The organism is Aquiflexum sp. TKW24L (genome assembly GCF_023502205.1).
In the GTDB taxonomy this organism is placed as follows: domain Bacteria; phylum Bacteroidota; class Bacteroidia; order Cytophagales; family Cyclobacteriaceae; genus Cognataquiflexum.
Window position 1 is genome coordinate 1 of record NZ_JAMFLG010000042.1, and the last position, 19,328, is coordinate 19,328.

The window sequence follows — 19,328 nt, forward strand, 5'->3', positions numbered from 1 at the left end:
TTCATAATTCATAATTCTGAATTAATTCACCTCAACTCCACATAAATCTCATCTCCCTTGTGGATTTCGGCGGCGAGTTTGAAGTAGAGGTGGCGGTTGTGTTTGTCGTTGATCAGGATGCTGTCTTCTACTTTTTGCGCATTTTCGAGGTCGTCGATGGACAGTGTGTCAAGCCACTTGGAGGCGTTGATTTCAAATATGATGGAGGGATTGATGGTCCTGTCGGAGGTGAAGGAAAGCATAGGAGAATTGTCGGTATTCATTTCCAAGTCGAATCTTGGCTTGGCTCCGAAAAGTTCGATCGTCACAGGAATCAGTTTGCAGGCGCTGCTGTAATAGGAAGCGGTGATAAATACTGATGGGTTGTCAAGATGGTCTGACAAATGGATGCCAAAGCCCAATCTGTCGTAATGACCTTCAGGGATATTGATAAAAAAATCCTCGCTGTCATCATATTTATCGAAATACACTTTTTTGACTTCGTTGAATTCTATGTCGAGGTTCTTTTTGAATCTGCTCGTCTCATTTGCCCCACCTGCATTCAGCTCCAGTTTTTTGATACAGATAAACCCTTCATGAATGATGATTTTGGGTTTGTAGGGAGCAAAAACATCCAAATCGCCATTGTATTTGCCTTTGATATTAAAAGAAAGACCTATGTAGTTTTCTTCAAATTTGTGTGAAAAGTAATCATGGGCAAAGTGTTGGATAATTAGCATAGATCGGGTTTACTATTTTGACTTAAAATAAATTATGAGTATTCGCATGAATGCATGTAACAAAATTAACGGTAAAGATTTTCTTGGGGCTTCAGGAAATCGGTCAATCAATTTTACAGCTACTTTTTTTCTTAGCAAAAAAAGTAGCCAAAAAAGCCAAGACGGCAGAATCCTATCCGCGCACAAGGCCTGTGCCGGCCCGGTCCGCCGTCATTCCTCCCCACCTCGAACATATGGAGTTCAGTTTTATAGTCGAAAATTTCGGAACTCGTCGGGGACGTGCAACAATGCGGATACACATAAAATTAATTGAGATAGATGTACAGTTAGATCTTTTGATCACCTTTGGCAATCGGGTCAAACACAACAATATTCTGGTTTTTGGGTTATCGGAGATCGAAGAAATAATATAATTTCCACATTTAATAATTGAATTTGAAACTGATACTTCTTTTGGAGTTCAGTTTTTTTTATTGTTTTTTGGGTTGAAATTTTAATCATAAAGTATTGAAAATAAATTTTATAGGTATTATGGAATGAGATCTGGTTGAGATTTTTGAAATGCAATAATTGAATATTTAGCATCTTTTTAATCGTTGTGAAGAATTTTCGAGCAAAGTGATTTTTTGCTGCCCGGAAGTGGTCAAGTGGGCTTGTTTTTGTCTTTTTATTCTGTGTGCCCCACCCCGGCCTGAAGGATATTTTATAATTGGAAGGTAATAGCATAGTAGCCTTAGCGGTGCCTGTCCCGAGAATCGGGAGGGCGGGAGATTTAATAGCGATGGGCAAGGTGCTTGGAATATCTTTCGGTTGCTACCAACCCATCACGCACCGTCTTCTCAAGTGTAGGAAAAAATGAATTGAGGATTTTTGGGATGTAAGGGATTCAATTGGAACAGGAAACTTTTATCCTATTCTGGTTTTAAAAAAAAAGGAGGTTGGTAATCACCAACCTCCTTTTTAATTGTGAAAATTTTAAGACTATCTGATGATAATGATGTCTTCTCCTTCAAAATCTGTTCCGTCCTTTAACTGACCTTTTACTTTAACTTTGATCACGTCATCTTTGGAAACAGCTCCTAATGCCTTAATTACAGCCTGAGCACTGAATTTTAGGGTCAAATCCATAAATCCATCACTTAACAAGGTATTACATGCACCGGATTCAAGAGGCTTGTCTACTATTGGTAAGTAAGGTGTAGCCACATCACTGAAGTCAGAACGTATTGGTGAAACGCCTTCCAAAGTAATCGTCGATAAGTCAATGTCGGTAACATCAAAGTCGGCTGTTCCAAGGATTGCGGTAGGAATGACCCCATTTCTTCTCAAATTAATCGGATTAGGGCAGCTTCCGGGATGCACGTCAAAAGGAACAAATACAACAGGAGGAGCGCAGACAAAACTTTCTGCCTTGATAAGAACTTTCGAATCCAAGGACCTATCACCTACGTCAGCAATTGCAAGTTTTATACGATTAGTACCGGGAGTGACTTCTGCTGTAGCAGTCAAAACTACTGTCAATCCATCCATTTCAGTATTTATTTCAACAGCCCTGGTACTTATTTCATTATTTACAAACAAATCACAATTAACTCCTCCTGCTGGGTTATAAGGATTACCACAATTTAAATTGTTTATTGACACAGGAGTATTTGATCCGGGTATCAATGCAATATTTACCCCATTGAGGAAAAACCCGAATACATCGTTAAATGAACTATTCACAAATTCGTTGTACTCCTCAGATGTAAAAACATATTGGAATGAAATTACCTGAATACTTTCGCAAGTAAAATCGAATTCTAATACTGTCGCATCCCCAGTGGTTCCAGCCCCTAAGCCGTTAAGGTCAGCATCACCTAAGGTGCCTAAAACTGTGGTAGTAGAATTGGATGTGTTCGGACCTACTACTGAGGCAATGTTTCCAGAACTCAAAATTATCCCACTTTCAAAACCAATTATACCTGTTCCCCCTGTGAAAGTACCAGCTGCAATTGGATTACCTGTAAAAACCACATTGGAAATTACCGGGGCATTCGTACCAGTTCCAATTAATGACGCGACCAATTGCTCCGGAGTTAGAGTTAGGGGGTTAGTCAAATCTACCGTAGCAAGTCCAGTCGAAAGAATTTTTGCTGAAGAATTACCTTCTGCAGGTACCCAATTGCTTTCTCCAATCCCAAGATTTGGCCTTTCTGGAAAATTCATTGAATTTTCTAGGTTCTCATCTTGAACATAATTGACTTCTTCATGGCAGGAAGTCAATAGCACTAAACAAATAACAATAATTCTTAGTTTATACATTTTCATAACGTTTAAAATTTAAATTTGACCTTGATTAATTTTTTTGAAAAACCGGAGGCTTAATGAAAAGCATTAAAAATCCAGACCTTAATATCATAGCTATATTTACAGACTGAGTTGAATCAACGACGTAAATTTATATTTTATCCCCTCAATGAAAACAAAGAATGTACAGCTGGACTGCCTAGGTGTCCCAATGCTTTTTTTGAATGTACAGGTGGATTATGAATATTTTTTTTTGAATGTACAGTAGGATTATAAATGCCTTTTTTTGTATTATAGACAAAATTTTATGCAAGTAAAAGCTTGATTATTAAAAATATATAGTAATTTGCAATATCATAAATCCTCTAGGAATTTTGATTTATACCAGTTTATACGGTACTAAATACAGAGTGTAATTTGAAGAACTCCTCTTTCTTTTTTTCAGTGGTTTTTTAGCAGAAATAAAAGAGTGGGATAAATTATTTTATTGTTTTTCAAAAGCAATTTTATCGGATGTGCAGACGGCTGAATAGCTAATCGGAAACAGAAGGTAAGTTGAAAATACAAACATCTTGAGCCAAAAACTAAATTATCTATTATATTAAATGGTATTATCAGAGGGGAAATTTAAAATCTTGGTGGTTTTTGCAGTCAAAGGAGTATAAAAATCCTCCATTAAGATTATTTACAGGCAGATTGATTCTTTTAATTTTTATAGTTTCCAGTCATATATAGTGTTTATGTTATGAAAGATCTTATTCGGATAGTTAGTGTAGAAAGTGAAGTTCAAACTTTGAATTCCTTAAAGCACATTCTTGAAAATACGATGGAAGGTGCCCAACTCGTAAAGAACTATTCCAAACCCGATAGTTTTTTGCAAGACTGTAGAGCGGGTATGCGTGACTTTGATCTTTTATTTTTGGATTTTGATGTGTTATCCTTCAATGGTATAAAACGTATAAATGAAATAAAGAAAAACCATGCTTTGCCTCATTTCGATATTGTTTTTTTAACTCTTAACAACAATTTCACTTTAAATACTTTCCAGCATCATGCTGTGGATTACCTGCACAAACCCTTAATACCAGAAGATCTTCAGTTCTGCCTTAAAAATTGGAAAAGAAAGAAATTTCCCTGTGTAGATCCGACACAAACACAATTCCCTCAAGAGTTTTTAGATCAATCCGATGAAGTAAAAAATCAATTGGCAATTCCCACCTTGGAGGGTTATGAAATTATTGATATTGACCAGATTATCAGGTGTGAAGCTAATCGAAATTACACTAATATTCACGTAATGGGTATAAGTAAGCCATACCTGATATCCAAAAATTTAAAAGATTTGGAAACGGCACTTAGTCCTAATGGATTTCTAAGAATTCACAACTCACATCTGATTAATCCAATTTATATGAAGAAGTTTTTGAGAGTGGATGGAGGTTTTGTACAAATGATCGACATGTCCAAAATTAAAATGTCGAAAAATAAAGCCCTCACCATAGAAAAGCTTTTCAACAACATCACAAAAATATGATCATCCGATTGTTTAATTCGTGGGTTATGGATTGCTGATCCCCAATAACAGGTGTTTTCCAGGTATTAGGGTGGTGGAGATAGTGGTTTTTTCCTACCCCTGCCCTTCCCTGCGGGGTAGGATGGTCCCCGGCCAATGGAATGTTTTTTAAATTAGAGGTACTCCGATTGATGAGTGACTGGTCAATCCGACAAAGTCAGGTAAAATACCATGCTTCCGATTGGGTTTTTGACATTCAAACTCCGCTTCGTTTGGTTTTGATGGGCAGGAGGGGGGCAAGGGTTGTCTTTTTAGAATATGTGAGGGAGTGGTATTTTGGTGTTTGAGGTTTTGATTTGTAATGGGGGTAGGGTCGGAATATCCCTTACTTTGGTACTACTTTGGTACTACTTTGAGCCTACTTTGGTATTGCTTTGAGGCTACTTTGGCATTGCTTTGAAGGAACCTTAAATTGGAACGCAGACCTTAATTTTTCCGAAGTGTGGAAAGCAATGTCTACTCGTCAGAGAGACCACATTCAATCACATGGACTGAGTTGTCAGCATTGCTGAAGAGGATTTTTTAAAAAGAGGTATTTGGCTCAATTTTTTTTCATTAATATTCTGAAAAATAAAAGTTTATCTAAATTTTGATAAGAATCAATTTAAAGGCTTGAAATGCATTTTAGAATTTTTCACTCGCATTTTATTCAGGATAAATATTTTCTTAAAAATCAGGGCGAATAGGCAGGTATTTTATCGATGGCGAAAATGTTTTTTATTGGTTTGCAAATCCCAATTGCCCGAGTAATTTTGTTACTCATGAGTAATTTTAGTACTCGGTCGGATGTCCCGGATGGGATTGAAAGGGCGGAGCTGTGCTAGGAGAATCCTTTTGGTAGTAGAAATTTGAGAAGGGGTTATTTGGTTAACTGGTTATTTGTTTAACTGATCACCACCTTCTACCGTCACCCTGAGGAACGAAGGGTCTCTTGATTTTTTTGTTGTAGTGGTTGTAATTGTTGTCGGGTTGTAGCGTCACCCTGAGGGACGAAGGGTCTCATTTTGGTTCTAATTGTTCTAGTTGTTCTAATTGTTGTAATTGTTGTCTGCTGCGCGTTGTCGGGTTTCGGAGAATCCGTCATTCTGAGAGAAACGAAGAATCTCTGCAACTGGACTGAGTATTGGTTCTAATTGTTCTAATTGTTCTAGTTGTTGTAATTGTTGTCGGGTTGTGGGTACGGGGCTTGGTACTTGGTACATAATACTTGGTACTCATTGTTGTCGGGTAGTCGGAATTGGTTATTTGATTAAATGGTCCCGATAGCCATCGGGATGGTTAACTGAATCTGATAATCTTGGCGCTGTTACCTTTGAACTGATACTACCGACTGTTACTTTCGCTTCTTTTACTTGGTACTTGGTACATGATACTTGGTTCTCAGATAAACCTTCACCGGTAACTCAAATAAGTAATAGCCACAGATGGCGGCAAGGTAGAGGAGGATAAGGTTGGTGTAGATAGAAAAGCCAAGGGATGACAAGGCCAATTGAAAAATCCCGATGTGGATCAAATAAAACACATAACTGCTTTCGCCCAAAATCCGAAACAGTCTGGACGACAGGAGTTTTCTCAGCCAAGTGTCTTCTGTTATCAATCCCCAAAAAAGCGGAACGATCCCCAATAATGGCAAACCCAAATTGTTGACCAAAATACCCAAAGGGAAGTTGTCTCCTGTTTTCCCTTCTTTGCCGATAAAGACCAAGGCCAACAAGGAGAGTAGGATAAAGACCATTCCAAAATAAGTCAGGTGCTTCCATTTTGCTTGTGTGTGTAAGTGATACGCCAAAGCCATTCCAAGGATAAATTCAAAGCACCGACCAAAAAAAGTAAAATTGAACAGAAACTGGATGTCTCCCAAAAACCCAAAGGGGATCAGGTTCCGAAACAAATAGTGCAACAATAGACCGGACCCGATGATGGGGATCGGCAATACAAGCAAAGGCCACCGCCACTTTTTCCAACCCAAAGCCAAAAGCGGTGCCAACAAGTAAAATGTTTCTTCCACTGTCAATGTCCAAGCTTGGGCAATTCCCGAGAAAAGGAAATCAGAAAAATACCCTTTCAAAAGGAGGAGGTTGAGCAGTAAAGCCAAACTCAATTCTCTCCCCGCCTCATCAAAGTAAATCCCACGAACCACAAATGTCAGTAAAGTCAGGGCAAAGAAAACCGGATATATTTTGGTAAACCTGTTCCAAAGGTAAACAGAGACAGGAACCGAACGGTGGAGAAAGTACTTATGGGTGATGATAAATCCACTCAAGACAAAGAATACAGTGACGCCAATGTGGAATTCGGCAAAGAGCCTAAAGCCAAATCCTGTGGAACCTTCAAAGGGGTTGAAATGGTGGAAGTAAACCATCAGCACGGCGACGGCACGGATGCCGGTCAGGGCAGGAAAATAGGTGGGGGTAGAGGAGTTCAAGACGCTAAATATAGAGCCTGAAAATGAAAAATTCTGGACCCTATTTTAAATCCCGGAAAAGTGATACGTTTTCTTAGAAAATGGTCGAAAGTTAACGAATGGTGGGGGAGGGGTTAACGTATGGTGGGGGGAAGGTCGGGAGAAGGTGGGGGGAACATACCCTAAAACTGCCCTTTTTCTGAAAAATAATATGATTATTTATAAAAAAATATGAATTTTAAGAGAAGCGAGATTCGAGAGCCGAGATTCGAGACTGAGGCAATTCATGGTTATGATGAGTGATGAATTTTAGGAGAAGCGAGATGTGAGATATGAGACATGAGACAGGTAAAGTTGAAGATTAGAGGTCGCGAAAAGGGATGCGAGAAGCGAGATACTAGAGACGAGACTGGGGAAGTTGCTAGAAAGAGAATAGAGGTAAATGTTTAGAGGTTGCGAGAATTTTGAGTTGGGTTGATTGAGCTGTTTAAGGAAATTTTATAGTACTTCATTAATTTTGGAGGTAATATGACTACCGAGCAAAAAAAGAAAGAAATAGAAAAAATTGAAGTCCGATTAAAAAAGGAAATGCCACGTATAATGAAAGAAATAGCGGTTTATGAAAAAGCCCTAAAGGACGGGACTTTAATTGCAAATCCGAAACCAGCAACTCAATTAATCATAGCTAACTCTTTGGAAATAGAAAGAAATGACAAAATTGATTATTGAAGTTCCTAGTGAAAAAATTCAAATGGTTAAAGACCTCCTGAAAGCCATTGGGGTAAAACACAGCAACCTTCCAAAAAACAGAACGAAAAAAGAAGCTTTGACAAACGTTTCAGTATGGACAGAAAAAGATGTTGATGCCATTGGAACAGTTAATAAATCCATGCAAAGCCTTTCGATTAAAGAATGGTAGTTGATACCGGGATTTTTATTTCCATCTAGGATTGAAATTTTTTTAAGATGTCCAAAACTCACCTTTTCAACCTTTCCATTTTGACTGGAATTTTCCTTTTAGTGAATGGCTTGTGGTTTTGGAAAATGGGGATCATGACGGATGATGATACTTGGGGGTATTTGCAATACGCTAATGAAATCAAGGAAAACGGTCTGTTCTTCAAACCTCACCTTTTCTGGTATATCGGTTACGTGCTGTTTATCCTTGGGGCAAACAGCATGAGGAAATATGGTTTTGAATTCTTTAAAAAACTTACATTCAAAATTCATGGATTAAAAATAAGTGGTAAACGGCAGGTTTTGGGTTGACATATGCTGTCCGTTTTGGAAATAATCCGATCCTGTCGTCTGCTTCAGAACCGCAATTCATAGAAAATTGAAGTCATTGGTTAATTTTTATTCGCTTATCAAAGTGTATTATTTTCCGGCATCAGGGCATGCGTTTTATAAGGAAAGGAAGCGGCGGGTTGGGTTGTTTTTCACAATTCTTCTTCTCCTGATTAAAGCAAAATTTAGCAATGAAAAGGAAGTGAAGGTCCGCTTGTTTGGGTTTGAGGTCAGTGCCAATTCCCCTCAGACTTTGTTATTGTTAGTCAAAGAAATTTTTATAGATCAAGTGTATCATTTTCATGCAAGCCATCCTGCACCCAAGATCATCGATGCAGGAGCCAATGTGGGTATCAGTGTCTTGTATTTTAAGTCTCTTTATCCCAATGCTCAAATAATAGCCATCGAACCCAATCCCATGGCATTGCAATATTTGGAAAAAAATATCAGCCAAAACTTTCTTGAAGGTGTCCGTGTGGAAAAGGCATGTATCTCTGATAAGGTCGGAAAGGAAAAATTCTATTATTCCAACAAGATAAATATTGCGAATGCCTCATTGTTTGCGGAGATAGGGAAAGATTATCTGATGGAAGTGGATTCCTTGCTGTTGTCTGATTTCCTTTCCGAAGATGTTTATGACTTAGTCAAAATAGATATAGAGGGAGCAGAACGTCAGGTATTGAAGGAATTGAAGACCTCCGGTAAATTGCAAAAATCCAAGCGTTATATCATCGAGTACCATTATGCCCCTGACTACTTGAAAGATAGCCTACAAGAAATCCAAGAGACCTTCTCAGAGGCTGGGTTTAGCAGTAGGATTACCGGAGATGATAGAGATAAGCTATTGAATTTTGAGTATTCACCCTATTTCGGGGGAAAAAAATTATAAATCTTTCAGTATTGAAAAACAAAGACCTTAAGATATTTATAGCCGGCCATAAAGGAATGGTAGGCTCAGCTGTTTGGAGACTTTTAGAAAAAAAAGGATACTCCAATTTAATCGGAAGATCTAGCAAGGAACTGGATTTGAGAAATCAAAGCGACGTAATTCGATTTTTTGAGCTTGAAAAACCTGACATCGTCATCGATGCTGCTGCTAAAGTGGGGGGTATATGGGCAAATCAACAGCATCCCTATACCTTTCTGATGGAAAATCTACAAATCCAAAACAACCTGATAGAAGCTTCTTACCGATTTGGATGTGAAAAATTTATCTTTCTAGGATCGTCCTGTATCTATCCGAAATTTGCTCCGCAACCGATCAAAGAGGAATATCTCTTGACAGGAGCTTTGGAACCTACTAACGAAGGATATGCCATCGCTAAAATTGCGGGAGTCAAAGCCTGTGAGGCTATCAGGAAGCAATATGGAAAGGATTTTGTGTCTCTGATGCCAACCAACCTTTATGGGCCTTTTGATAATTTTGACCTGCAAAGTTCCCATGTGCTGCCGGCAATGATCAGGAAATTTCATGAAGCAAAAGTAAAAAAGGAGGCAGTGGAATTGTGGGGTTCAGGAACTCCTTTCAGAGAATTTTTACATGTGGACGATTTAGCTGATGCGGTTTATTTTACAATGAATAGCAACATGGAAGGTCATTTATATAATGTTGGATCTGCCACTGAAATCAGCATCAAAAATCTGGCTGAATTAATCCAAAGGATCATTGGCCATCAAGGAGAGATTTTATGGGACTCAAGTAAACCTGATGGGACTCCCAGGAAATTAATGGATTCCTCCCGGTTTTTTGAATTGGGATGGAAGCCAAAAATCGATTTGGAAACCGGTATACATAATACTTACAAATGGTTTTTGGGAAAAAGAGACCAATTAAAGGAAGTAAAATATAAATAATATTACTTTGAAAAAAACAGCCCTCATCACCGGCATCACCGGACAAGACGGATCATATCTGGCAGAACTCCTTTTAGAAAAGGGATATACTGTCCATGGTATCAAAAGAAGATCTTCATCCCTGAATACTGATCGGATAGACCATCTGTATCAAGATCCACATGACCCTAAGGCAAGACTTTTTCTTCATTATGGAGACCTTACTGACTCCATGAATATCACCCGGATCATTCAGGAAACCCAACCTGATGAAATCTACAACCTAGGTGCGATGTCCCATGTGAAGGTGAGTTTTGAAACTCCTGAATACACTGCCAATGCCGATGGGATTGGGACGCTTCGGATTTTAGAGGCGATAAGGCTTTTGGGTCTTGAGAAAAAAACGAAGTTTTACCAAGCATCCACCTCCGAATTGTATGGAATGGTGCAGGAAGTCCCCCAAACTGAAAAAACTCCTTTTTATCCAAGGTCACCATATGGGGTAGCAAAGCTATATGCCTACTGGATTACGGTAAATTATAGGGAAGCTTATGGGATTTATGCCTGTAATGGCATATTGTTTAACCACGAATCACCAAGAAGGGGAGAAACCTTCCTTACCCGCAAGGTCACGAGATCCGTGGCAGGCATAGCCTTAGGATTGGAAACATGCCTGTACGTGGGCAACCTTGATGCGCAGAGAGACTGGGGACATGCCAAGGACTATGTAGCCGCCATGTGGCTGATGCTTCAGCAGGAGCATCCGGAGGATTTTGTGATCGCTACAGGGAAGACCATCAGAGTTCGGGACTTTATTGAGATGGCATTCGAGGAGGTTGGATTTCAAATCCGATGGGAAGGATCCGGTGCAGAAGAAGTGGGGATTTTGGAAAGCATTAATTGGGAAAAATTTCATGCCAAGACCAGGAACCAAGTAGAACCCACAGCTGTCAAATCCCTCATAAATCAACCCATCATCAAGATAGACTCCGCATATTTTAGACCCACAGAGGTGGACTTGCTAATAGGTGATGCATCCAAAGCAAAGGAAAAATTAGGGTGGGAACCTATGATTAGCTTGAAAGAAATGGTGAGGGAGATGGTATTATTCGATTTAAATTTTTTAAATAATAGAGCTTTTTGAAATCTCTTTTTGATTCCACCATTTGGCTTTTCTTGTTGATTCTAAAAGATTTATAATTCCCAATCCAAGACATTAGTTGTTAATCTAATTTTTTTTTTTGCGTAAATGAACTTTAAAATATAATTTGATACATAAATGAAAAAAAATAAACTAAAAGGATTTATTTCAAAAGGTATTAATTCGTGGATTAATAGTTTTCCCTATATATTTTCTCATTTTGTTGGATATTCATTTCTAGGAAGGATATTAAAGGTGGATGTGACCAAAACACTTGAAAAGAATTTTCCAAATGGCAGCAAATTTACTTTTATTCAGATAGGAGCCAATGATGGAATTACTTTTGATTTTTTATACAAAATTTTAAATTCAGTAAATTCAAGAGGCTTAGTTATTGAACCTTCCCCTAAATATTTCCCAAAAGTGGTAGAAAACTTAAGTTCTCTGGGAGAAATCATTTTTGTTCAAAAAGCTATTTATTCAAAAAACCAAAATGTAACCTTGTATGAAGTGAATGAAAATGGTCTTAAATCTTTACCCGAATGGGGATCCGGTTTGGGAAGTTTAAATCAAAGACATTTGTTAAATCATAATATTTCTACTGATAATATTGATTCCTATGAGGTTGAGGGAATTACCTTTGAAACACTTATGAATAATAATCCAGGATTTAATAAAGTCGATTATCTCGTAATCGATGTTGAGGGATACGACTTTGAAATTTTAAAATCTATTGATTTCAAAGAATTTGACTCAAAAATAATTCAGTTTGAAATTTTCAATTTAAATGAAGATGATAAAAAGGCTTCTCGTAATTTAATGAAGGAACAAGGATATTTAGTATTTAATGTTAATGTTGACTTGTTCTGTGTTAAAAATAGATCTGATCTTTATTTAAAAATATGAATGATGAAAAAGCTTTATCTCGAACCTATTGGAGGTTTAGGAAACAGAATGCGATCGATAGCATCATGTCTATGGGCGGCTGAAGTCACAAATTCCAAATTAATAATTGTGTGGAATCAAAACAGTGAATTTAATTCACGAATTGAAAACCATTTTTTAGAATCTGATAAATTTGAAATAGTTAGCTATAAATCAAAATACAAATATTTAAAAAATAATATACAGAAGAATTTAATAAAAAAAGCTGTTATTTTTTTGATCAACAAGACTTTAGGATTTGATTTTTTTATGACTGATCCGCATTTCAAAAATCAAGAACAGAAAATTTTAGATTTAATTAGAAGAAACAAAAAAGTCTATTTTAAAACCTATGAAGAATTTGGTGAATCTTTTCTACATTATTCTATTTTTGAACCCAATTTCAAACTCAGCTTCAAAATAAACAACTTTATAGGACAACACTTTAATAAGAATGTTATAGGGATTCATATTAGGAGAACTGATAATGAAATGTCAATTATTAATAGTCCTTTAGAAAGTTTTATAGAACTATTAGACCAAGAAAAAAGAAATAATCCCCAAGTAAGGTTTTTTCTTGCCACAGATGATAAACTTGTTGAAAACAAACTAATTGAAAAATATGGTTCTTCGATGATTGTTAGACAAAAAGTATTGTCAAGAGAGACTGTTCAAGGAATCGAAGATGCAATAATTGACCTGTGGTGTTTATCAAAAACCGAGCTTATATATGGTTCTTATTGGAGTACTTTTTCAATCGCTGCAACTAGAATTGGTAACCCCAAACTAATTGTTGTTAAAAGGTGAGTTATTTACTTTGCTATCGTTAAATATTTAGATTTATCATGAACTACCTAATCACCGGAGGAGCAGGAAACATTGGCAGCTCATTGGCCCGGGAACTGTCCAATAACATGGACAATCAGATCGTCATCTTGGATAACCTGTCTACAGGTCATCTGTCCAAAATCCCCATAAGGGAAAATGTGAAATTTATCAAATGTGATGTCAACGACTACTCGGATATAGCCCCTGTATTTGGCAGGTTTCAGTTTGACTATGTATTTCACTATGCAGCCGTGGTGGGGGTGCAACGTACCTTGGAAAATCCGCTGAAGGTATTGAATGACTGTAAAGGAATGGAAAATATCCTGAAGCTTTCTAAAAACACAGGGGTAAGACGGATTTTTTACAGCAGTTCCTCCGAAGTCTATGGAGAGCCTTTTGAAATTCCACAAAGGGAACATACCACGCCTTTGAACTCCAAGTTGCCTTATGCCATTGTCAAAAATATCTCTGAGGCTTATTGCAGGAGTTATTACCAAGAATATGGATTGGAGTATACCATTTTCCGTTTTTTCAATACCTATGGTCCTAATCAAAGTGAGGATTTTGTGGTGCCGAGATTTTTGAAAAGGGCACTTTCGGGGCAGGACATTGTGATCTATGGGGATGGTAGCCAAACCCGTTCCTTCTGCTACATCGATGACAATATAGAGACCTGTGTCAAAGCCATCTCTGACCCGGAAACCATCAACGAAGTCATCAATGTGGGCAGTGATATTGAAATAAGTGTATTGGAATTGGCACAGAAGATCGTCAAGCTGACAGGCAATAAATCAAAAATCATCCACAAAGCCCCACTTCCCGAAGGTGATATGAGTAGGCGCTGTCCCGATATTTCCAAAATGAAAAAATTACTTAATCGTGATTTAAAAAGTTTGGATGAGGGATTATTGGCATTGATTTCTATTTATAAACAAGGATCTTAGTAAAAGCTTTTTGTTATTGCCCTTGACAGTCTGGATGATGCATCAACCGGAACTCCCTCTTTCTGATGCCGCTGGTGGTGTCCTTGGTTCTATTTTTTCATCATCCAAAATGCTCCAGGCTCTCTACCTTGCTGGGTTGCAAAAATTGGACATTTGGCTGCAAATTCATTTCTATAATTGTGTGTTAAATAGTTTAATGCTCCAATAATTTTGAATTCAGAATTATAAGTTAGAAATGCTTCTAATAAATATTGTTCATTCCACAAAAAATGATTTTCCAATACCCACTCATTCAAATAGTCCTTGGGCGTAAAAATATCATGAACATGAATTAAAACGCCTGATTTTAAGGTGGGTAGTAATTCTAAATATTCAAATAAGACATCTCCCTGTGGTCTAATTATGTGTGAAGAATCTATAAATAGAATGTCATTCTGTTCAAGTATTTCGAAGAATGATTTATCAATGTTTTCGACTTTTTCCCTTATTAATTCAATATCTAATTTTTCAAGCCAAGGCTGTTCGTAAGGCTCGATGCAGATATGTTTAGATTGATAATCAGTATGGTCGATTTTATTTGCTTCAATCGCATTTCTCACCATTAAAGTTGAATTTCCACTTCCAATCTCAATTATTCTTTGGGGTTTAAAATGTCTAACAATGTTATAGAGATATTCTGCATCTCCTGAAGAGTAATAATTATTGTCATAGCAAAATTCAGTGTCTATTTTATTACTGATTGGAAATTTTAGAAGTTCTTCATTGTATTTAAAATTGGCTAATAACTCCAATTGCTCTTTAACATTATAATCAATTCCGGGAAGCTCTCTATCCTCCCTTAATGATTTGGTCAGGTATTTTTTCGGATTGATCATTGGTTCATAATAATGATCTAAAATGGGAAAAATACCCAGTCTCATAAAAATTCTGTTCCCAATTTTACCTGTCCCTGCCTTTTTTACAAATCTCAACCACATCGAAGATAGAAGAGTAAAAGGGGTTCCTAAGAATAAGATAATTTTAATTATATTTCTTTTCATGTTTAGAGGAATATTCAATTTCAAGGATAATTGCTGCTAAAGTATAGAATGTGGATTCACCGGCAAAAAATAACTATTTAACTTGACAATTCAAGATTGGATATAATCAATGGATACTTTTGGGTCTGTGCTTCGTGCCGAGGCTGCGTATATGCCTGTGTAAAATTACCATTTCCTACCGAGATTTGGAGCATTTACTATCTAAGCCTAGATAGCATCAAACTTGCGCCCTATCTCCTGACCTCTACGCCCTACATCTCGACATTGAAAAAAACTCATGATTTGCAACAGCATTGGACTTGGTATGAATCCTTTTAAGCATGACTAGAGGAATATCAATTTTAATTTGCACTTACAATGGTTCCTCCAAGCTTAAGGAAACTTTGGATTACATCAAAAAACTAAAGTTTGATCATCCTTGGGAATTGATAGTTGTAGATAATAATTCAACTGATAATACATTTGATTTTGTGGGTCAAGAATTGAATGAATCTGTTCTGGATTTTTCAATCTATCAATGCAATACACCGGGTAAAATGAATGCTTTCTGGCTTGGGGTAAGAAATGCAAAATATGCCTTTGTTTTGGACTGTGATGATGATAATTGGCTTTTTCCAGATTACCTTCAAAAGGCATTCGAAATATTGGAAGCAAACAAAGCAATAGGCGCCTTAGGGGGGAAGGGAATTCCCCATAATATTAATGACTTTCCCTCTTGGTTTGAAATATATCAATCCACTTATGCAGTTGGACCACAAGGCAGAGAAAATGGTAATCTTGGAAAAAATGGAGAACTGTATGGTGCAGGTACATTCTTCCGAAAAGATATATTGGAAAAATGGTCTGAATTAGGATTTACTAATTTTCTTTCATGTAGAAAAGGCACTGAATTGACCTCAGGTGGAGACACAGAATTATGTGAAGTTGTCAAGTTATTTGGTTATGAAGTTTGGTATGAAGAATCCCTTCAATTTTTTCATGATATTGAAGATAGAAAACTTACAGAGGATTATCTTTTCAAACTTAAAAAAGGCATAGCATCCTCCTTTCCGGTATTATATGCTTATAAATTTAAAAATCATAAGTCATTTTCCCCCATACGTGCGGAATTAAGAGGAGTGAATTATCAACATATTAAAGGGTATGTGCTTTCCTCTATAATTTATTTTATAAAAAGGGATTTAAAGAATAAAGTTTTAATGATTAATTATAGGCAATTGATTAGATCGTATTTTAAGAATTTAAAAGAAACAGAAAGGGTTTTTTTGCAGCTAAAAAAGCATTCTAAAATATGGCAGGAATGAAAAAGAAAGTACTCTTTGTGATTGATACGATATCAGTGGGTGGTGCTGAACTGTCCATCTATGAAGTGGTAAAAAACCTTACCAACACCGAACCCATTGTCTGTGTGCTTTACAGGGCAGCTAATGGTCTGCAAAAGGAGTTTGAAAGAGAAAACATCCCTTTGGTTTTTTTTGATATTCAAAAAAGGTTTGGAGTAGGTGAAGCTATCAAAAAATTAAATCAATTGGTCATTAAGGAAAAACCGGATGCCGTTCATGCCACTCATTATAATGCTGAAGTCATTTGCAGGATTGCCATTCCAAAGTTTAAAATCCCTTTGATTTGTTCCTTATTAAATGACAGCTACAGCAAAGAGCGGTATGCATTGTTCCGAAAAAGGGAAATTTTAAAACTTGAACTCTTCAGGTTGATCGATAAGTGGACTGCGAGGAGAGCAGATAAATATATCTCAGTGGCCGAGTGCATTCTAGAACCCAACAGTAGGTATTTAAACCTTCCCATTGACCGGATGGTAGTAGTACAGAATGGAAGGGACATGGATTTTTACCATAGTGCCGACCCTTTGGATAAAAAAACAATCGTTCCGGAATATCGGGAGGGAGATGTGTTTTTGGTTTCCAATTCCCGTGTGGTCAGGAGCAAGGGCTTTGAAGAGATGTTTGGGGCTTTTGAAATATTAGCTGCAAAGTACCCTAACCTTTATCTGATCGTGGTGGGAAATGGTTATGACTATGTACATTATCAAGAAAGAGCCAAGCAAATGAAAAGGGGCGATAGAATCAGGTTTCTAGGTCCCCGATTGGACATGCCTCAGATCTTAAAAGCCTGCGACATCTTTTGGTTTCCTACCCACTTTGAGGGTTCTCCGGGAGTAGTCATCGAAGCCATGGTCTGTAAGTTGCCTATCATTTCCACAAACATTCCATCGGTTACCGAAAATCTTGTTGATAATGAAAATGCCCTGATCTGCAAATTGGGCGATATCCCAAGTTTGGTCGAAAAGACTGAAATACTACTCCAAAATCCTGAGCATGGTAAGCAATTGGCCCAAAAAGCCTATGACCTGGGAGTAAACAAGTTCAATATCAAAACCCTCGCTGCCAAGCAGGAACAGGTGTATTTGGATTTGATAGCGGAGTATGAGGAGAAGGGGATTAGGGGGAGGTTTTGATGTACAAAGTACCAAGTATAAAGTACCAAGCCCTTCGACTTCGCTAATCTCACATCTCAAATCTCAAATCTCACGTCTCATCCATTCAGCATTCTTAATTCCTCATTCTTAATTCTTCTTCTCCCCATGTTTTTCTCCATCGTCATCCCTACCTTCAACTGCGCTGATTTTATCAGGGAAACTGTGGAGATGGTGAGGGGGCAATGCTTTGGAGATTGGGAATTGGTGATGGTGGATGATGGATCGACTGATGAGACTTGGGAGATCTTGAAGCAATTAGTCAGTACTGATACCCGGATCAAGATTGATCAGCGGCCAAAAAGCAGGAGTAAGGGACCAAGTGCGTGTCGTAATATTGGGGTTGAAAATTCTAAGGGACAATACACTGCTTTTTTGGATGCGGATGATGCATGGTCGGTAGACCGATTGCAACATGCTTACACATTTATCCAAGAGACAGGTGCCAAAGCCATCTACTCAGGTGCTTGGGTAATAGATCAAAAGGGTAAATATTTTAGAGAATCCAGGGCAATCAGAAAAGGGGAAAGCCTTTTTGATTTTACCATCAATGGTGACAGTTTTGCTCAGACATCCACTTTGCTTGTTTCATCCGAAATCGCCAAACAAGTTGCGTTTCCTGAGGCTATCCGGTTTCATGAGGACTTTGCCTATTTCATTGAAGTGGGTGAATTGGTGCCTTGGTCGTTTTTCTCTTCCAAGGATGTATTGGTGCACTGGGAGGATAACCATCTAAAGAAAGTGAATTATGCGGATTGTCTCTATTTTTATCAGAAGTATAAAAGAAAAAGTGTTGACAAAATTGCTAGGATTGGATATTTAAAATACACTGCCCATGAATTGGCTACAAGACAGCCAAGAGATATCAATTTCAAAGAATTTGAGAGATTATTGAAAGAAGAAGAAATTCACTTCAATCTGAGGGAAAAGATATTATTCAACTGGCCTATTCTATATAAAAAGATCTTTTATTTGTCGAATAAATTAAAATCCTTGAATGGAAAAAATTGAAGAAGAAGAGTGGGATTTGGAAGTGACCTCGGATCGGGGACTGTTTGAACTTCCCCTTAAGGATATCTGGCATTTTAGGGATTTGTTGGTGCTGATGGTAAGGAGGGATGTCGTGTCCTTTTACAAGCAGACCATTTTGGGCCCGCTTTGGTTTTTTATCCAACCGGTGTTTACCACTTTGGTTTTTGTTTTTGTATTTGGCAACCTTGCCGGACTGAGTACGGATGGATTGCCCCAGTTTTTGTTTTATCTCGCGGGCATCACTGCGTGGAACTATTTTGCAGATTGCCTGATCAAGACCTCAACGGTATTCCGTGACAATGCGCAGCTTTTCGGAAAGGTATATTTCCCTAGGTTGGTGGTACCCTTTAGTATCGTGACAGGAAATCTGATCCGTTTTGGGGTTCAATTTTTGTTGTTTATGAGTGTTTGGCTTTACTTTTATCTTCAAGGTGCCGATATATATTTGACCTGGGCGGCTTTGCTTTTTCCCTTATTGGTGGTGCTGATGGCATTTCTGGGATTGGGATTGGGATTGATGATTACGGCCATGACCACCAAATACCGGGATTTGGCTTTTTTGGTCAATTTCGGTGTACAGTTGCTGATGTATGCGACGACTGTGATCTACCCGCTTTCTTCTGCTCCTGAGCAATACCGACACCTAGTAGCCTTAAATCCCATGACCGGAATTATTGAAACCTTCCGGTTTGCATTTTTGGGCGAAGGGATGTTTTCATGGGCATTATTGGGCTACAGTACTTTTGTGGCGCTGGGAAGTATGATTTTGGGGGTACTAATTTTTAATAAAACCGAAAAGAATTTTATAGATACTGTGTAA

The 19,328-nt window shown here is 37.7% G+C and carries 20 protein-coding genes; 16 read left to right on the top strand and 4 right to left on the bottom strand.

The annotated features are described in order from the left end of the window. Positions 1-26: 26 nt before the first annotated feature. Complete coding sequence (locus M3O96_RS19085; RefSeq protein WP_249723224.1) at positions 27-719, bottom strand: hypothetical protein; 693 nt, start codon at positions 717-719, stop codon at positions 27-29. A gap of 50 nt (positions 720-769) precedes the next feature. On the opposite strand from M3O96_RS19085, the gene M3O96_RS19090 reads away from it, so the two are divergent. Then, on the top strand, positions 770-1,132 hold the full coding sequence (locus M3O96_RS19090; RefSeq protein ID WP_249723226.1) for a hypothetical protein: 363 nt from the start codon (positions 770-772) through the stop codon (positions 1,130-1,132). Positions 1,133-1,700: 568 nt separating this feature from the next. Here M3O96_RS19090 and M3O96_RS19095 read toward each other — a convergent pair. Next, the gene (locus M3O96_RS19095) at positions 1,701-3,023 is read right to left on the bottom strand and encodes a choice-of-anchor L domain-containing protein (protein WP_249723228.1); all 1,323 of its coding nucleotides are present in this window, start codon (positions 3,021-3,023) and stop codon (positions 1,701-1,703) included. 730 nt (positions 3,024-3,753) lie between these two features. Here M3O96_RS19095 and M3O96_RS19100 point away from each other — a divergent pair. Together M3O96_RS19100 and M3O96_RS19105 are read left to right on the top strand one after the other, a co-directional pair. Then, positions 3,754-4,542 carry a LytR/AlgR family response regulator transcription factor gene (locus tag M3O96_RS19100; protein WP_249723230.1) on the top strand — a complete coding sequence of 263 codons (789 nt, stop codon included), beginning with the start codon at positions 3,754-3,756 and terminating at the stop codon, positions 4,540-4,542. A 170-nt stretch (positions 4,543-4,712) separates the two neighbouring features. Further along, positions 4,713-4,868, top strand: a complete 156-nt coding sequence (locus M3O96_RS19105; protein WP_249723232.1) for a hypothetical protein — start codon at positions 4,713-4,715, stop codon at positions 4,866-4,868. A 1,061-nt stretch (positions 4,869-5,929) separates the two neighbouring features. Here M3O96_RS19105 and M3O96_RS19110 read toward each other — a convergent pair. After that, complete coding sequence (locus tag M3O96_RS19110) at positions 5,930-7,006, bottom strand: acyltransferase family protein (RefSeq protein ID WP_249723234.1); 1,077 nt, start codon at positions 7,004-7,006, stop codon at positions 5,930-5,932. A gap of 507 nt (positions 7,007-7,513) precedes the next feature. On the opposite strand from M3O96_RS19110, the gene M3O96_RS19115 reads away from it, so the two are divergent. The 9 genes from M3O96_RS19115 (at position 7,514) to M3O96_RS19155 (ending at position 13,942) form a co-directional block, all read left to right on the top strand. Beyond that, entirely contained in the window at positions 7,514-7,714 is a 201-nt protein-coding gene (locus tag M3O96_RS19115) for a hypothetical protein (protein WP_249723236.1), read from the top strand. Beyond that, positions 7,695-7,904, top strand: coding sequence for a hypothetical protein (locus M3O96_RS19120; RefSeq protein WP_249723238.1), 210 nt, complete (start codon positions 7,695-7,697; stop codon positions 7,902-7,904). The genes M3O96_RS19115 and M3O96_RS19120 overlap by 20 nt, the downstream gene beginning before the upstream one ends. A gap of 47 nt (positions 7,905-7,951) precedes the next feature. Further along, positions 7,952-8,254: a hypothetical protein gene (locus tag M3O96_RS19125; protein ID WP_249723240.1), complete on the top strand. Its 303-nt coding sequence runs from the start codon at positions 7,952-7,954 to the stop codon at positions 8,252-8,254. Positions 8,255-8,321: 67 nt separating this feature from the next. Next, the gene (locus tag M3O96_RS19130) at positions 8,322-9,161 is read left to right on the top strand and encodes an FkbM family methyltransferase (RefSeq protein WP_249723249.1); all 840 of its coding nucleotides are present in this window, start codon (positions 8,322-8,324) and stop codon (positions 9,159-9,161) included. Positions 9,162-9,172: 11 nt separating this feature from the next. After that, positions 9,173-10,126, top strand: a complete 954-nt coding sequence (locus M3O96_RS19135; protein ID WP_283774048.1) for a GDP-L-fucose synthase family protein — start codon at positions 9,173-9,175, stop codon at positions 10,124-10,126. 7 nt (positions 10,127-10,133) lie between these two features. Beyond that, positions 10,134-11,249, top strand: coding sequence for a GDP-mannose 4,6-dehydratase (gene gmd, locus M3O96_RS19140; protein WP_249723258.1), 1,116 nt, complete (start codon positions 10,134-10,136; stop codon positions 11,247-11,249). Between the two features lie 135 nt (positions 11,250-11,384). After that, entirely contained in the window at positions 11,385-12,152 is a 768-nt protein-coding gene (locus M3O96_RS19145; protein WP_249723260.1) for an FkbM family methyltransferase, read from the top strand. Next, entirely contained in the window at positions 12,153-12,977 is an 825-nt protein-coding gene (locus tag M3O96_RS19150) for an O-fucosyltransferase family protein (RefSeq protein ID WP_249723262.1), read from the top strand. It abuts the gene before it with no gap. A gap of 38 nt (positions 12,978-13,015) precedes the next feature. After that, a complete protein-coding gene (locus M3O96_RS19155; RefSeq protein WP_249723272.1) occupies positions 13,016-13,942 on the top strand; it encodes an NAD-dependent epimerase/dehydratase family protein in 927 nt (308 codons plus the stop codon). Positions 13,943-14,031: 89 nt separating this feature from the next. On the opposite strand, the gene M3O96_RS19160 is transcribed toward M3O96_RS19155, so the two are convergent. Next, positions 14,032-14,982, bottom strand: coding sequence for a class I SAM-dependent methyltransferase (locus M3O96_RS19160; RefSeq protein ID WP_249723274.1), 951 nt, complete (start codon positions 14,980-14,982; stop codon positions 14,032-14,034). Between the two features lie 320 nt (positions 14,983-15,302). Between M3O96_RS19160 and M3O96_RS19165 the strand changes: the two genes are divergently transcribed. The 4 genes from M3O96_RS19165 to M3O96_RS19180 all read left to right on the top strand — a co-directional run bounded on the left by M3O96_RS19165 (position 15,303) and on the right by M3O96_RS19180 (position 19,328). Then, on the top strand, positions 15,303-16,286 hold the full coding sequence (locus tag M3O96_RS19165) for a glycosyltransferase (protein ID WP_249723275.1): 984 nt from the start codon (positions 15,303-15,305) through the stop codon (positions 16,284-16,286). Further along, a complete protein-coding gene (locus tag M3O96_RS19170; protein WP_249723277.1) occupies positions 16,283-17,458 on the top strand; it encodes a glycosyltransferase family 4 protein in 1,176 nt (391 codons plus the stop codon). Before M3O96_RS19165 ends, M3O96_RS19170 begins: the two co-directional genes overlap by 4 nt. Positions 17,459-17,584: 126 nt before the next feature. Then, complete coding sequence (locus M3O96_RS19175; protein ID WP_249723279.1) at positions 17,585-18,487, top strand: glycosyltransferase family 2 protein; 903 nt, start codon at positions 17,585-17,587, stop codon at positions 18,485-18,487. Next, a complete protein-coding gene (locus M3O96_RS19180; RefSeq protein WP_249723281.1) occupies positions 18,474-19,328 on the top strand; it encodes an ABC transporter permease in 855 nt (284 codons plus the stop codon). Before M3O96_RS19175 ends, M3O96_RS19180 begins: the two co-directional genes overlap by 14 nt.